Origin of the sequence: Pseudomonas fluorescens (genome assembly GCF_001307275.1) — a bacterium.
In the GTDB taxonomy this organism is placed as follows: Bacteria; Pseudomonadota; Gammaproteobacteria; order Pseudomonadales; family Pseudomonadaceae; genus Aquipseudomonas; species Aquipseudomonas fluorescens_AA.
Map to the genome: position 1 here is coordinate 4227852 of NZ_CP012831.1, position 16401 is coordinate 4244252.

At 59.5% G+C, this 16401-nt stretch carries 9 protein-coding genes; all 9 read left to right on the forward strand.

Going from position 1 to position 16401, the window contains the following annotated elements; translation table 11 throughout:
* Positions 1-24: 24 nt before the first annotated feature.
* The gene (locus AO356_RS18855; protein ID WP_237140760.1) at positions 25-9153 is read left to right on the forward strand and encodes a hemagglutinin repeat-containing protein; all 9129 of its coding nucleotides are present in this window, start codon (positions 25-27) and stop codon (positions 9151-9153) included.
* A 31-nt stretch (positions 9154-9184) separates the two neighbouring features.
* The gene (locus AO356_RS18860; protein WP_060741022.1) at positions 9185-10054 is read left to right on the forward strand and encodes a hypothetical protein; all 870 of its coding nucleotides are present in this window, start codon (positions 9185-9187) and stop codon (positions 10052-10054) included.
* A 73-nt stretch (positions 10055-10127) separates the two neighbouring features.
* Entirely contained in the window at positions 10128-11024 is an 897-nt protein-coding gene (locus AO356_RS18865) for a PoNe immunity protein domain-containing protein (protein ID WP_060741023.1), read from the forward strand.
* Between the two features lie 172 nt (positions 11025-11196).
* Entirely contained in the window at positions 11197-11544 is a 348-nt protein-coding gene (locus tag AO356_RS18870; protein ID WP_060741024.1) for a hypothetical protein, read from the forward strand.
* 118 nt (positions 11545-11662) lie between these two features.
* Complete coding sequence (locus tag AO356_RS18875; RefSeq protein WP_060741025.1) at positions 11663-12019, forward strand: hypothetical protein; 357 nt, start codon at positions 11663-11665, stop codon at positions 12017-12019.
* A gap of 51 nt (positions 12020-12070) precedes the next feature.
* Positions 12071-12691: a hypothetical protein gene (locus tag AO356_RS18880; protein ID WP_152032433.1), complete on the forward strand. Its 621-nt coding sequence runs from the start codon at positions 12071-12073 to the stop codon at positions 12689-12691.
* Positions 12692-13126: 435 nt separating this feature from the next.
* Positions 13127-13450 carry a DUF6124 family protein gene (locus tag AO356_RS18885; protein WP_060741027.1) on the forward strand — a complete coding sequence of 108 codons (324 nt, stop codon included), beginning with the start codon at positions 13127-13129 and terminating at the stop codon, positions 13448-13450.
* Positions 13451-13980: 530 nt separating this feature from the next.
* Positions 13981-15588, forward strand: coding sequence for a tetratricopeptide repeat-containing response regulator (locus AO356_RS18890; RefSeq protein WP_060741028.1), 1608 nt, complete (start codon positions 13981-13983; stop codon positions 15586-15588).
* Positions 15581-16273, forward strand: a complete 693-nt coding sequence (locus AO356_RS18895) for a sensor histidine kinase (RefSeq protein WP_060741029.1) — start codon at positions 15581-15583, stop codon at positions 16271-16273. Before AO356_RS18890 ends, AO356_RS18895 begins: the two co-directional genes overlap by 8 nt.
* Positions 16274-16401 lie beyond the last annotated feature (128 nt).

Genomic DNA, 16401 nt, shown 5'->3' on the forward strand with positions numbered 1-16401 from the left:
GCAGGCTCCGCAAATGGAATTGCTATGAACAAGCATCTTTACCGAATCGTTTTCAACAAGGCCCGCGGGCTGTTGATGGTCGTGGCCGAGAACGTCACCAGCCAGGTCAAGGCGCCGGGGACCCGCTCCGGACCGACGACGGGCGCAGCGGCTTGCACGGCGACACTGGGGGCGTTGCGCTTTGCCGTGATGACAGCGATCGGCCTGGTGTCCTTGAGCGTGGCACCGACCTGGGCCGGCACCATCGTCGCCGACCCAGGTGCTCCGGCGGGCCAACGACCGACGGTGATACAAAGCGCCAACGGCACGCCGCAGGTGAATATCCGCACGCCCAGCGCCGGCGGTGTCTCGCGCAACACCTACAACCAGTTCGATGTCGATAGCCGGGGGGTGATCCTCAACAACGGCACGGGCAACAGCCAGACGAAACTGGGCGGTTGGATCGAAGGCAACCCGATGTTGGGCAATGGCAGCGCGCGGGTCATCCTCAACGAAGTCAACTCCAGCAACCCCAGCCAATTGCGCGGTTACGTCGAAGTCGCCGGCCAGCGTGCCGAAGTGGTCATCGCCAACCCATCCGGTATCACTTGCAACGGTTGCGGCTTCATCAACGCCGACCGGGCCACCCTCAGCACCGGCCGGGCGCAGTTGGAGAACGGTCGCATAACGGGCTACACCGTGCAGGGCGGCGCGATCAACATCGAAGGCAAAGGCCTGGATGCCCGCGAGGCCGACTACACGGATCTGATTGCCCGCTCGGTGCAGGTCAACGCCGGGGTGTGGGCCAACGACTTGAAGGTCACCGCCGGACGTAATCAGGTCAATGCCGACAACACCCAGGCCACGCCGCTGTCAGGCGCCGAAGGAGAAAAACCCACCGTTGCCATCGACGTTGCCAAGCTCGGCGGCATGTATGCCGGGAAGATCATGCTGGTGGGCACGGAGTCCGGCGTGGGGGTGCGCAACGCCGGGCAGATCGGCGCCATGGCTGGTGAGGTGGTGATCAGCGCCGACGGCAAATTGCAAAACCAGGGCGCGATCAGCAGCACAACGGCAACGCAAATCACTGCCGCCAGCGTTGAAAACAGCGGCACGCTCTACGCCAAGGGCGACCTGCGGCTCGACAGCGTCGGTGATATCGACAACAGCGGCACCGTTGCCAGCCAGAACCACACCACACTCACTGCCAAGACCATTCGCAGCACCACGGCCTCGAGCCTGGCGGCGGGCGTTGGTGCGGACGGCAAGCTGGGCAAAAGTGGCAACCTTGCGCTGCGGGCCACCACGATCAAGGCGCAAGGCCAGAACCTTGCCGGCGGCGATCTCGGCGTCGGGGCCGCTGACCTGGACCTGAGCGGCAGCCAGACCCTGGGCCGCAACGTCACTCTGACGGCCAGTTCCGGCGATGCCAACCTCAGTGCTAGCCAAGTCGATGCGACCCAGGTGCTGACCGCCAAGGCGGCCAAGACCCTGCGCACCGATGGGGCTAAAGTCAGCGCTGGCAACCTGCAATTGAGCGCGCGGGATGTGTCCAATGCCGGCGGTGAACTGGTGCAGACCGGCACCGCCGATACTTCGATCACCGCCGCCGCTACGCTCGACAACAGCAGTGGGCGGATTGCCTCCAACGCCGGCAACCTGAAGCTTGGCGCCAATCGCCTCGACAACAGCGAAGGCAAGGTCGAGCACGCTGGCAAAGGTACCCTGGACATCCAGGCCAACCAGTTGGCCGGCAGCAAAGGCACCCTGGCGAGCAATGGCAAGTTGAGCGTCAAGGCCAGTGAAGTGGTGGTCGATGACGGCCTGACCCAAGGCCAACAGATCACGCTCGACACCACGACCCTGTCCAACCAGCGTGGACGCATTCTCCAGACCGGCGCGCAACCGTTGCAGGTCACCGCCCGTGAACGCTTCGACAACCAGGCCGGGCAAGTCAGCGGTCCCGCAGCGGTGGTCTTGAAGGTCGGCACGATGAACAACCAGGGCGGCAAAGTCCTCGCCACCGATAACGGTGCGTTGACTGTCACGGCCGACAAAGAGATCAATAACGGCGGCGGGACGCTGGCCGCCAGCGGTACGACAAAGGTCAGCGGCGAGGCGCTGGATAATACCCAAGGCACGGTGAGTGCCGGCGGTGAGCTGGACGCAACCTTCGATCGCTTGAACAACATCGGTGGCACGCTGGCCGCGACCCAGCGCATGCAGATCATCGCCGGGCAGTTGAACAACACCAACGGCGTGCTGGGCTCGGTGAAGTCCGGGTTGCTGGTCAGCGTCTCGGCAGACGCGCTGAACAACAGCGGCGGGCGCCTTGAAGCGCTGGGCGATATCACGCTGTCGGCCCAAGGTTTGAATAACCAGGGCGGGGTGATCAGTGGCCAGGCCTTGGACCTGAACAGCCACGGCCTGCTGATGGACAACAGCCAGGGCACGCTGAATGCCGGCGCGACCCTCGATCTGCGCAGCGGTGAGTTGCGCAACGCAGCGGGCCTGATCCAGGCCAAGGGCAAGCTGTTCATCGACACCGGCAGCCAGGCGTTGAACAACCTTCAGTCCGGCACCACCCAAGGCATCAGCGGCCAGGACGCGGTGGAAATCCACAGCGCCCATTTCAACAACAGCGCCGGTTTCCTCGGGGCCAAGGGCGCGCTGGTGCTCAAGGCCACCGACCTGACCAACGGCAGCGGCGGCCAGATCATTGGCCAGAAGAGCGTTCAGGTCGAAGGCGCCCGAGTGGATAACCGCGGCGGTCAGTTGCAGGGCCTCGGCGATGTCCAGTTGGTGCTGGGTGAGACGCTCAACAACCAGGGCGGACTGGTGCGCAGCGCGGGCACCCTGGGCGTGACTGCCGACGTGCTCGACAACAGCGCCACCCAAGGTGCCAACCAGGGGCTCGAAGGCCGCACCATGAGCCTGGCGCTCAACACTTTCGGTAACCAGGCCGGTGCCGTGCGCGCCGACCAAGGGTTGTCCATCGGTGTCAGCCAAGCGTTGGATAACCAGGGCGGCCTGATTTCCTCGGGGGCCGGCCTGACCATCACCGATCGCGATCCGACGCAACGTCGCCAGTCAGTGCACAACCTCGACGGGACCTTGCTCGCCGGCAGCCTGTTGTCCCTCAACGCCGCCTATTACGCGGGCACCGGTCGGGCCCTGAGCCTGGGCGACCTGACGTTCAGCCTGCAAAGTGGCCTGGACCTGAGTGGACAGATCCAGGCCAATAACAAGGTTGACCTGAGCACCGATGGGGCTTTCAACAACAGCGGAAAACTGCTGGCGGGCAATCTCCTGCTGGTGCACTCGCAGACGCTGGACAACGCCGCCAACGGCGAGATCAGCGCCGGCCAGGTTCGCCTGAACATCAACGACAGCCTGACCAACCGTGGCCTGATCGACGGCCAGCAAGTGCGTGTGCAAGCGCTGTCGCTGAATAACCTGGGCACCGGGCGCCTGTACGGTGATCGATTGGCGATCGCCACCTCGGCACTGAGCAACCGCGATGAAAACGGTGTCGCCGCGACCATCGCCGCCCGCGAATCGCTGGACATTGGCACCGGCACCTTGGACAACCGCGAACAGGCGCTGATCTTCAGTGCCGGGGACCTCGCCATCGGCGGTGCGCTGAGCGCCACTGACAAGGCCCAGGACCGGGCCCAACTGTTGACCAACGCCAGTGCGACCATCGAGGCCCTCGGCAACCTGTCGCTCGATGTGCAAAGCGTGCGCAACACCAATGAACACTTCAGCACTCAACAGGTGGAAATCAGCCGCACGGCCTTGCAGGAGTTCCAGCTCAGCGGTTCGCCGAACCGCTACCAGGGCGACCAGATTGCCCTGAGTCACGATGAGGTCTATTACCTCAACACGCCTGAGGGGCGCAAAGACAACTGGAACCGCTACGACTACACCCGCGTGGTCCAGGAAACCCAGATCGCCACCTCGGCGCCGGCGCAGATCCTCTCTGGCGGGACGATGCAGATCAACGCAGGCGATGTGCTCAACGACAAGAGCCGCATCATTGCCGGTGGGTTGTTGCAGGCCAATATTGCCAGTTTGACCAACACCGAATTGACCGGTCAGCGCACCACCTCCGACAGTGGCACCGCTACGAATTTCTATCGCATCCAGCGCAAGGGCCGGGACCGCCAAGGAACAGCCGTCACGGCCTACACGCCTGCCCCCTTGATCCAGGACATCACCCTGCAACCGACCGTGTTCGCCCAGAACGCCGCTGGCAACGGTACCGGCACCCAGATCAGTGCCCGCGCCACACAGGGCGTCAGCGAGCAAATAGCCGCCACAGGCACGGTCAGCGCCCCGGTCGACAGGACCTATCAAGTGGCGCCCATCGTTCAGGTCGCGGCCCAGACCACCCTGAACAGCAAGGGCGTGGCCGAGCAGATCCGCAGCGGCGGGCCATCCCTGGCATTGCCGAACAACAGCCTGTTCAGCACCAACCCCCAGAGCACCAGTAGCTACCTGATCGAAACCGATCCGCGTTTTGCCAGCTATCGCACCTGGCTGTCGTCGGACTACATGTTGCAGCGCCTGCAAGTCGACCCGGCACTGACGCAACAACGCCTGGGCGACGGCTTCTATGAGCAGAAGCTGATTCGCGAGCAAGTGGCGCAACTCACCGGCCGGCGTTTCCTCGACGGCTACGCCAATGACGAAGCGCAATACCGTGCCCTGATCGACAACGCCGTGACCGTCGCCAGCCAATGGCAACTGGTGCCCGGCGTGGCCCTGACCTCCGCGCAGATGGCCCAGTTGACCAGCGACATTGTCTGGCTGGTGCAGAAGCAGGTGACCCTGGCCAACGGCGACACCCGCAACGTGCTGGTGCCGCAAGTGTACGTACGGGTCCAGGAGGGCGACCTCAACGGCTCCGGCGCCCTGATTGCCGGGCAGCAGTTGAACCTGAACATCGCCGGCGATCTGGTCAACAGTGGCAGCCTCGCCGGGCGCAGCGTCATGGCGATCACCGCGCAAAACATCGAGAACCTCGGTGGGCGCATCCAGGCCGACAAGGCTTCGCTCACCGCGCGGGAAAACCTCAACAACCTCGGCGGCCTGATCGGTGCCGTGGACAGCCTGTCGGTCAAGGCCGGGCAGGACATCAACGTCATCTCCAGCAGCCGGGACAGCAGCAGTGCCCAAGGCACCCGCACCAACCTGTCGCGGGTCGCCGGGCTGTTCGTCAGCGGCGCCCAAGGCACGATGGGCGTGAGCGCCGGCAACGACCTCAACCTCACCGGGGCCCAGGTGGTCAATGCCGGCAAGGGCGGCAGTACGTTGCTGGAGGCGGGCAAGAACATCAACCTGGCCACGGTGGGCGAAGCCCACGAGCAAGCGCTGACCTGGAACAGCAGCAACTGGCGCAAGGACGCCAGCCGGACCGAAGTCGGCTCCCTGGTCCAAGGGCAGGGCGACGTGCGCTTGAGCGCAGGCCAGGACCTCAACGCCCGCGCCGCCCGTGTCACCAGCGAGCAAGGCGCGGTATTTGCCGAGGCCAAGCGCGACGTCAACCTGACCGCCGGCCAGAACTACCAGTTCGCCGATGAAGCGCACAAGGTCAAAGGCAGCAACGGGATGTTCTCCAGCAAGACCACCACCACCCGTGACACGATCAGCCAGACCTCGGTCGAAGGCTCCACCCTGAGCGGCGAGCAGACCTATGTGCAGGCCGGTCGCGACATCAACCTCAAGGGCAGTAACGTGGTGTCCACGACCCAGACGGTTCTGGTGGCGGACAACAACGTCAACATCGAAGCCGACACTGCCAGCAGCAGCGAGCGCCACGACAAGTCCGTGAAGAAAAGCGGCCTGTTCAGCGGCGGTGGCATCGCCGTCACCCTGGGGACCCAGCAACAGAGCGTCAAGGACCTCACCACCGAGCACACGGCTGCGGCCAGCACCGTCGGCTCGACCGCCGGCGATGTGTTGATCGAAGCGGGCAAGGGCTATCGCCAGGTGGGCAGCCAGGTGTCGGCGCCACAAGGCAACATCGACGTCACGGCGCAGACCATCGACGTCGTCGAGGCGCGCAACACCCGCGAACGCGAGCGTGAAACCCTGTTCAAGCAGACCGGGTTCACCCTCACCGTGACCAACCCGGTGATCAGCGCGATCCAGACGTCCCAGCAAATGAAACAGGCCTCGGAGAAAACCGACGATGGGCGTATGAAGGCTCTGGCCGCCGCCACCGCCGTGCTGGCCGCCAACAACGCGGCGACCGCCGTGGCGATGGACCCGGGTTCGGCGGGCGGGATCAACATCAGCCTGTCGCTGGGCACCAAGAAGAACGAAAGCACGACCACCTACACCAGCGACAGCGCGGCCGGCTCGACCATGACCGCCGGCAATGACATCCGCCTGCGCGCCACGGGCGCCGGGGCTGCCAGCGACATCACTGTGCAAGGCAGCGATATCAAGGCCGGACGCAACGCCAGCCTGCTGGCGGACGGTGACATCAACCTGCTCGCCGCCCGCAATACCGACAAGCAGGAAACCGACAGCAAAGGCACCAGCGCGAGCATCGGCATCGGCTTTTCCCTGGGCGGCACCCGCAACGGTTTCACCCTGGACCTGGGGGCATCCGGCAGTCGCGGCCAGGCGGATGGCGATGGACTCACCCACACCAATACCCATGTCCAGGCCGGCAACCAGTTGCTGCTGGCCTCCGGCGGCGACACCAACCTCAAAGGCGCGGTGGCCAGCGGCAAACAGGTCCTGGCCGACATCGGCGGCGACCTGAACATCGAAAGCCTGCAAGACACCAACACCTACGTGGTCGATGAGAAGAGCCTGGGCTTTGGCATCAGCCTGTGCATTCCGCCGTTCTGCTACGGCATGAGTTCGGTCAGCGGTGCCAGTGGCAGCTTCGGTGCCACGGATATCGACTCCAACTACGCCAGCGTGACCGAGCAATCGGGCATCAAGGCCGGGGACGACGGCTTCGACATTCGCGTGGGTGGCAACACCGACCTGGTTGGCGGCATCATCGCCAGCAGCGACAAGGCGGTGCAGGACGGCAAGAATCGCCTGGTCACCGCCAGCCTCACCAGCCGCGACATCAAGAACAAGGCCGAGTACGACGCCAGCACCGTCAGCGTCGGTGGCGGCTATCGCGAAGTCGGCAAGGACCAGCAGGGCAACGCCACCAGCGGCGGCACGAAAACCCCTGGCACCGACCTGCCGAAGAACGATAACGACCTCAGCGCCACCATGCCGATTGCCATCAGTGCCAGCGACGACGCCAGCAGCGTCACCCGCAGCGGCATCAGCGGCGGCACCATCGTCATCAGCAACGACGCCGAGCAACAGAAGCGCACCGGCAAGAATGGCGAGCAAACCGTCGCCAGTCTCAACCGCGATGTCTCCAGCGACCGCGACACCACCAACACGCTCAAGCCGATCTTCGACGAAGACGAAATCCGTGCCGGTTTCGAGATCGTCGGAGCGTTCGCCAACGAGGCCAGCACCTTGCTCGCCAACAAGGCCAAGGAAGTCGACCTCAAGCGCAAACAGGCCGAGGCGGCTCAGGCAGCGGCCCTGGACCCCAACGCCCAACTCACCGACACCGAACGCCTGGCGCTGCTCGGCAACGCTCAGCGCCTCAATGCCGAAGCCAGCGGCATCGCCGACAAGTGGGGCGCGGGCGGTACCTACCGGCAGATCACCACCGCCCTGGTAGGCGCGGCCAGCGGCAACATCAGTGGCGGCAACAGTGCGTTCGTCCAAGGGTTGGTGGTCAATTACGTGCAACAGCAGGGCGCCGGCTACATCGGCGACCTGGTGGCGGACGGCAAGCTCACCGAAGGCTCGCCGCTGCACGCCGCCCTGCACGGTATCGTGGCCTGCGCGGGTGCCGCCGCCAGCAGCCAGAGCTGTGGCAGCGGCGCCGCGGGCGCGGCGGCATCGAGCCTGCTCACCGGCCTGTTCTCCGAAGCCAGCCCCGATGAAAGCGAATCCCAGCGTGAAGCCAAGCGCAACCTGATTGTCAGCATCGTCACTGGGCTGGCGGCCACCAGCTCCTCGCTGGACCCGGCCACCGCCACCAGCGCGGCCGGCGCCGCCGTGGACAACAACTGGCTGGCGACCCAGCAATTGGTCCAGGCCGAGAAGGAGTACAGCGAGGCCGATGGGCTGCTGGCGAAGGCGCAAGTGATCGCCAAATGGGGGTACATCAACCAGAAGCAAGACGTACTGACCCGCTTCGGCGTGGGCAAAGGCCTGGTGCAAGCGGGCTGGAGCGACGTCGAGGGCCTGGCGCAATTCCTCCTCCATCCGGTTGACGGAATCAACGGCCTCAAAGCCCTGATCAACGACCCCGAGGCCCGCAAGCAGTTCGGCGATGGCGTGGTCAACGAACTCAACGCCAAACTCGACCGCGTGAAAGACGCTCTTGAAAACGGCGGCGACGACCGCGCCGTGCAACTGGGCCAGGATATTGGCGAGCTCGTCTGGCAGGTTGGCAGTATTGCCACGGGGGTTGGCGGGGCGGCGAAAGGTGGCGTGGCGCTGGCGAAAGCCGGAATCAAGGTGGGGGCGGAAGGGCTTGAAAAGATGGCTGATATGGCCAGGCTTGAAAAAATAGCGAAAGTCGAAACGCCAGCTACCAAACCGTTGCCTGACTGGAGCGGTGATGGACCCTCCGGCGGGAAGGGGCCAGATAAAACAGTCCCTCCGAGCACGACAACTGATCTGTTTGAAGCGTCTAGAGGTAAGGATCTTTCGACCCTGACAAACCAGCAAATTGGCGACTTGGGTGAGGCGATATCCAAAACCTTCTTGCGCGATAATAACCATACTGACATCTTTGCTATCCAGAACAGTAGCGGGAATGGCATCGATATTGTCAGTCGCACACCTGATGGTCGTCTCGCCTTCACTGAGGTGAAAACATCGCGAACAGGGAGTATTGGAGGGCTTTCCAGTCGTCAAGAAAATATGACGACGTTTGTCGAGGATATTCTGACTCAGGCAGCTAGTCGCCAGGGGCGCTACCGGAATATTGACGTCGCTGATCAACAGCGGGCACGTCAGATGCTCAGGGAGTTTAGGCAAACACCTGAAAGTGTGAGCGGAAATTTGATCGGTGTTGATCTAAAGGGAGAGGTATTGAGAGTCTCTCCTTGGGCGCGCAATTGATGTTTTTGGGATACATGGGGGATGTACTGAAATGAAAAAAATCAATAGCCTACTTGAGCTTCATCGACGTTGGCTTTCCCAGTCGGAAGGCATGGAGGCTCAGGAACTTGACTACATTGATGAAGATTTGGCCAGCGACTCGTTAGGTGGATTGGACAACGTGGCTGATTCATTGGGGATGCTGGCGACTTATTATGGCATTCAGGGCGAAGTCGCTATCAGTGACAGAGATGCTTCTGGCTGGGAGCATGTCTCGCGCTCAATGATGTACCGTTATTGGGCACTGATGCTCAAAGCAAAGGCTTTCTCCAAAACGAGTTTTCTTCAAGGCATCAAAACCGTCCCCAATCTGACTAACCAATTGAGCATTGCCGGATGTTTGCTGGCCGGATTCATAGTGGCTGATCGTCGAGATCTGGCCGCGTCCGTGGCCGATGTGCTGGCCGGGATGCTGACTATCAATGGCGCCGTCGATTCCAGCTATCTTAAACAGCGTCGATTCGAGCCTTTTATGCTCTGGCTTTATTCAGTCTACTCACAAAAAAATACGCTTCCAGAGATCAAGTCGATGGACCTGGGTATTTATCAAAACGTGATAGACGAATGGACTAATGAACAAGGGCTAGCTCATGCACTGGAAGAGTTATGTCGATATCACTTATCCAACGCTGACGACACCGGTGGGGCGTGGGACCCTGAATTCAAATATGCGCCTTTCGATTTGTTGCCTTTGGAGATCCACGCGATTTTCCAGGTCCGACAGCAACTAGGTCTGACTGCTCCAACTGTGTCGAGTCCTTTATTGTCCGCAGAGACGGCTGCGCTAGAAAACCTGGTCATTATTTCCGATCAGCTTGCGGTCCGGGTGGAGACGGCCTACGAGAGTTTCTTCGGGCTTTAGACGCAGGCGCTATCATTGCTCCCAGCTTAAATACAAGCAAATTCCAGAATGTTGAATTTCGGAGGAAACGTAGGTGATTCGGGCACCGCTGGGAGGCTCTCGCTATTGGTCGGAATGGGTTGAGTATGGTGATGAGAGCATCGTCAATGCGCTGAAGACCGCCGCTAAACCTGCCGGCGATCCTGACTACGCGCCGCAATACGTTTTCATTATTGCGCAGAAACATTGGCACCAGATATTGCGCCGGTATTCTGCGGGAGATCCGATAGCCGACCTTTCGCGATACTTTCCCGGATTGCTCGATGCCTGGGAGGAGGCCGAGCGCCTTGGCGCAGCAGTCTGGACTCAAGACCAGCAATTCACGCGACACAGCTGGCGTGTTAACTACGACCACTACATCACCTGTTTCTGGCTGGTGGGATTGGGGTTGTCGCTGAATCTTCAGGATGATCAGTGGAAGCGGCTGTTGACGTTAATCGGCAACGAAGGCGAGGACGTGTTGCTCGACCGAATAATCGCAAGTCGCAGCCCTGAACGTAAAATAGGTTCTGTGCTTCTTTATCCGAAACCCTACGCTCGGTTGCTGACGGCGATAGACGCTTCGGCGGATTCACAAGCGTCGCTGTTGAGTGCGTTCGTCAAGCATTGGTATGCAGAGGTACGTACTGGTGCCAAGTCGGGCTCTGATCCTCAGGCCGTCAGTTACAGACATCCCTATTGGTACACCTATGGCGATGAGAACTTCGAGGGCGGTGCCTATTTCGGTCGTTGGTGCGTGGAGGCCGTGGCGGCAGTGAAGGCTTTTGATATGGACGATTCACAGTGCCTGGGGCTTGAACATTATCCAGGGGATTTATTGAGGCCCGACGGCCCGAGTACGCACCCGCTCAGGCAGGACGCTGAAGCGCCTACTGCGGTGGTTGTTGAGAATAAGGTTGGTTTTTGGTCGAAGTTGTTGGGGCGTCGTTAGCGGTTTCGAGCAGGTTTACAGGCCCCTTTTTTTAGTTAAGCAATGACAGGCGGAAGGAGGCCGGGGGCAGATGCCTGGCCTCAGGCCGGATAGATTCAACTGTTAGATACTCGATTGATGGTGGACGTCCTGTGATTGTTGATTTTATAAATTCACCTAAAGATGGGAACTGATGAGTGAGCAGGGGCTGTATCAAAAAGTTGGCCAGCTTTTATTGGATGCTGGTCCCTCGGAGGCTCAGAAAATAGTTGTTAGAGCTAGACTTTTTGCCGAGGGCGATGGAGGAAGTTATGAGTTTGATTATTTCGATAAGACAAACCGCTCAAGCTGGTTTGATCCAGACAGCAGGGCTGTGGGAGATTTGACAGAGCTATTGGTTGAGCTTCGGCGCTATTATGTTGAAAATGGATTGTGCCAAAATGGAAAGGCTTGGTCTTCGTGTGCAGTTACGCTAGATGTAGAGAAGATGAAAATTAGTATTGATTATAATTATGATGATAAGGTTCTTTTTGCGGAGTAGGGTGCGAGGGGAAAGATGACAGATTTATTTGGTTGTCCTGGTCTTAAATAAATCTGGCCCTTTTTCTGTTTGGGAAAAATTCTACAGGTGAGGTTGTTGCGCCTCGGAGTACTTCGTAGTGAAGTTGAAAATTGAATTTCCCAAGAATTTGGTTACGGATGAGTTGCTTCGGCAGAAGCGGATTCCCTGTGTATGCAAGATAGCCAGCGAGTTTGAGGTTTTTTTTGCGGAAACTATTCCTGAATCGTCTGGAGTGGTGTTGGGGTGGGATCGGAAAGAATTGGAGTTAAGAGCTGTTGCAGGGGCGGGTGGTCAGTATACGCATCATGCTTCTGGTCTGATTACTCTGAAGGATATTGGGGGTGGGGTTTATGAAATAATTGATCTTGGGATGTTTTATAGGAGTTTTGGTTGGTGCGCTATCTTGAGGGACGGTGAATATGCACCACCAGGGGAATTCTGGGACGAAGAGTAACGGCTGCGAGGATTTATTGCCGCCTTCACCAAAAACTGGCGAGAACTAAACATGAATTCTTTGTTGTCGGACTGGTGTGCCTTCTGTGAAGATAGGGCGGTTTTTGATAAGTCTTACTTTTTGGGATTGTTGAAAACGCACAGTGGCTCCGAGGAGATTCGACGTATATTTAGTTATTTTCCGTCCTCGGAAGAGTTGGTTGATAGAGCTGAGCGCGTTCTTGCCTCTGGAGATATGGACTCCTCTCTGTATCTCTTGCCAAGACTTAAAGTTGGAAGTGATGAGTTAATTCAGCTAGGTCGGGAGTGGCTCAAGGAGCAAGAAAGAGTATGTGGGGTTCTCGGTGACTCCGAAATCCTCAGTATTTGTGAAGAGGCTCGAGTGCTTTTTGTTAATGGCCACGATATGGATCACTGGCTTCAGCAAGATATTCCTCATTATTGGATTTTTGATGAGGTTGGGGATGCGATCAGAGGAAGCCGGGTTTCCGATGCTGAGCAAATTTATGCGCTGTTTGAGGCGCTTTATGGATTGGCTGCGGATTATTATCTTGCTTGGTATATTGGGCGGCCGTTGTTTAAGTTCGATATTGATTTGGAATCCTATTTTAGATTCTGGCGGGCTGGAGGAAGATGTGCTCTCACCGAGAGTGGGTTCTTTGTAACTAACTAGAGCTAGCGTGATTAAGGTAAAGGGGCGGATTTATTTAATTGCTCTGTTCTTAAATAAAATATATTCCTTGCTTTCATATTTCCTTCCTTTCTTTCTTTTTTACGAGCGAAACACGACCTTGTCCAGCACTGGCTAAGATACGCCCCCGACGGTTTCGATAGAGAACGAAATATCTTGTATTGGGATGTTTCCCATTGACTTACAGGACATTTCCTAGAACATCCCAAGCCCTTGCGCCTGCCGATTCCGGTGCCTAGTCTTTGTTCGCCGCTGCCAATCCAGCGGTCGGGTTTAGCAGCTCGGAATCACGTTAGGCGCATGGTAACTGCCATTCAGTGCGGGCATTTTATTGCTCGAAGTTTTATGGCTGCTGTGCGCAGGGCATCTTCGGGTGCGCCGGTTTCCTAACGTATCGGTCTGCTAACCTGCGCATGGCTGCCACCCGTTCCCCCGCTGCATCTGGACATCGCGGCCGACGCCAACGCCGAACGTGTCATCGATTCCTATCTGAACCCCAAACCTGCCCAGCCTGACAAGAAGTCATCTCCCGACCAGCTATTCACTGTCGTGGAGGGCATTGATGCTGAGAGCCTGCTGGCCAACCTCAGCGAAACCCTGGCTTCTGCCAATGTCATGGCCAATGACTTGGCGTTTGAACTGGAAGGTTCTCGACGGCATTTTGCCTTGGGACTGCAACAGCTGATTGAACTGGGGCAGATGTTGGCAAACCGGGCGCTGGATGTCGTAGACCCCAGATAGGTGCTGAGAGAAGCGGATTTGATCAATGTTGACCGATCAAATCCGTTTTTGGGTAGGCGCGTGCGAGCGAAGCGAAGCTGCGATCTGAACCTGAAAGTTGACCTTCAGGCGACGATCAAAGGATCGCAGCCTCGCTTCGCTCGACAGCTCCTACAGTCCCTAGCCCAAGTTTTATTAAAGGCTGAACCGTCCAACCTTGCTGTTCAAGTTCACGACCAGGCACAGGTTAACCATGTCCCCGGTCCAACTGTTCTATGCCCGGCAGGTAGCCGATAGGTCTCGGAGCCTGCCCGCACAATCTCTTAACGGAACGCCATTTTCTGCCGATACCCTGATGAGCCCTGGTTTCTCCAGCGTTTCGGCGTGCGGAAACGGCTCGCAATGTGCGTCACGACACAGCCAAACCAAGCGATTGCTGAAATCCCTTGAACGTTGCTGGCTGGTGGCTATCATCTGCGCGCCTCGGGTTGTGACACGGCGTTTCGTTGTTATGCCATTGGGTTATTTTCTTACTTGCCTGGACATCCTCGATGCTGGCGTACCACCAAAAAAGTTTTCTGATCGTCGATGATTTCTCGGATTTCCGCAGTTCGATCCGGTCCATGCTGCGTGAGCTGGGCGTCAAGGACGTGGACACCGCCGACACCGGTGAAGTGGCGCTGCGCATGTGCTCGCAGAAGCGTTATGACTTCATCTTGCAGGACTATCACCTGGGCGATGGGCGCAAGAATGGCCAGCAGGTGCTGGAAGACCTGATGGTCGAGAAGCTGATCAGCCATGAAAGTGTGTTCCTCATGGTGACCGCCGAAACCAGCCAGGCGATGGTGCTCAGTGCCCTGGAGCATGAGCCGGATGCCTACCTGACCAAGCCGTTCAACCGCTCTGGCCTGGCCCAGCGGCTGGAGCGGCTCGAGCAGCGCAAGACCCTGCTCAAGCCGATCCTGCAGGCCCTCGATCGTGGCAAGCCGATGGAGGTGCTCAATGCCTGCATCGCCTTGTGCAAGCAGGACCCGCGCTACGGGCCGTTGTGCCTGCGTTATCGGGCCGATGCGTTGCGCGACCTGAATCAGAACGAGGCCCTTGAGCGGCTGTACAACTCCATCATCGCGGATCGCCCGTTGCCGTGGGCCTACGCGGGGCTGGGCAAGTTGATGTTCAAGCGCGGCCAGGTGGGGCAGGCCAAGGCCGTTTATGAAAAAGCCCTGAAAGTCTTTCCAATGATGCCGGCGTTGTACGACGGCATGGCCGAAGTGTTGATGGCCGAAGGTGACACCAAGCAGGCGCAGCACGTGCTGGAAGAGGCGGTGCGCCTGTCGCCGCTGGCCGTGCGCCGGCAGTCGTTGTTGGGCAAGTTGGCGATGACCAACGAAGACTACGACACGGCGTCCCGGGCTTATCGCCAGGCGGTCGGGCAGGGCGCGCAGTCGCGCTTCAAGGATCCGGAAAGCAACCTCGGCCTGGCCCACGCGCTGATCAGCAAGGGCAGCGAAAAAGGTCTCGATACCCGCACCCGGCTGGAGATCAACACCACCCTCAGCGCTGTGGCGAAGGAGAACCTCAACGACCCGGGGTTGCAGGTCCGGGCGCGGCTGATGAAGGCCACCAGCCTGTTGCTCAACGATGCCGAAACCGCCGAGAAGCTCACCGAACAGGCCTTGCAGCGCCTCGATGGCATGGAGCAGTTCATGAGCGCCGAGGCCGCGTTGCTGGTGGCCAAGCAGTTGCAAATGCTTGGCCAGACCAGCGCCGGGGAGTCGATGCTCAAGAACTGCGCGGAAATCTACGGTGATGACCCGGCGGTGATGCAAGGCATTGCCAAGCTCACCGACGACCCGAACATCCTCAATCAGGGCAATGCCGCCGCCGAGTTGAACCGCGAAGGCGTGCGGGTCTACAAGACCGGCGCATTGCCGGAAGCGCGGGAGCTGTTCCGCCGCGCCCTGAAGATGCAACCGAAGAACATCAGTATTGCCCTGAACATGGCGCAATCGCTGCTGCATGGCACCGACACCAGCGTGGAGTCGGAACTGCTGCAGGAGTGCCGCGCCTGCCTGAAACTGGTGGGCATGATGCCCGACTCCGATGCGCGTTTTGCGCGTTATCAAAAACTGCGAAGCAAGGCATTTGGCGATGAATGACAGCGAACAGGCCCTCGATTTTTCCACGGTGATCGCGTCGACCGTGCATGACATGAAAAACTCCCTGACCTTGCTCATGCAGGCACATGGGCAATGGCTCGAACGCCTGCCCGAATCCGAGCGGCAGACGTCGGAGCAGGGTGTCATCGAGTTCGAGTTCGCCCATCTCAATGGCCTCATGGTGCAGTTGCTGGGGCTGTACAAGCTCGGCGTCAACCAGTTGCCGTTGCATCCGGCCTACCACGAGCTGGACGATTTCATCGAGGCGCAACTGGCCGGCCATCAGGATGTGTTCCGCAGCCGTGGAATCATGGCCACCTACGATGTCGATCCCCTCAGCCCCTTGGGCTTTTTCGACCGCGAGCTGGTGGCCTCGGTGCTCGACAACTGCATCAACAACGCCATTCGCCATGCGCGCCAGGCGCTGCTGATCAGTGTGAGTGACGAAGCCGGGCAACTGGTGCTGACCATCAATGACGACGGCGAAGGTTATCCGCCAGAGATGATTGAGCGTCAGGCCGAGTATGTGCAAGGTATCAACCACAGCAGCGGCAGCACCGGGCTGGGCCTGTACTTTGCCGCGCGAATCGCCGGGCTGCACCAGCGCGGCGGCGTGAGCGGGCGGACCGAGATTGCCAATGGCGGTGTGTTGGGCGGCGGGGTGTTCCGGCTTTACTTGCCCTGAACAGGCCCTCCTGAGTATCCCTGGCAACACAAATCCCCTGTGGGAGCGAGCTTGCTCGCGATAGCGGTGTATCAGTCAACTCAATATTGGCTGGGCCGACGCTATCGCGAGCAAGCTCGCTCCCACAG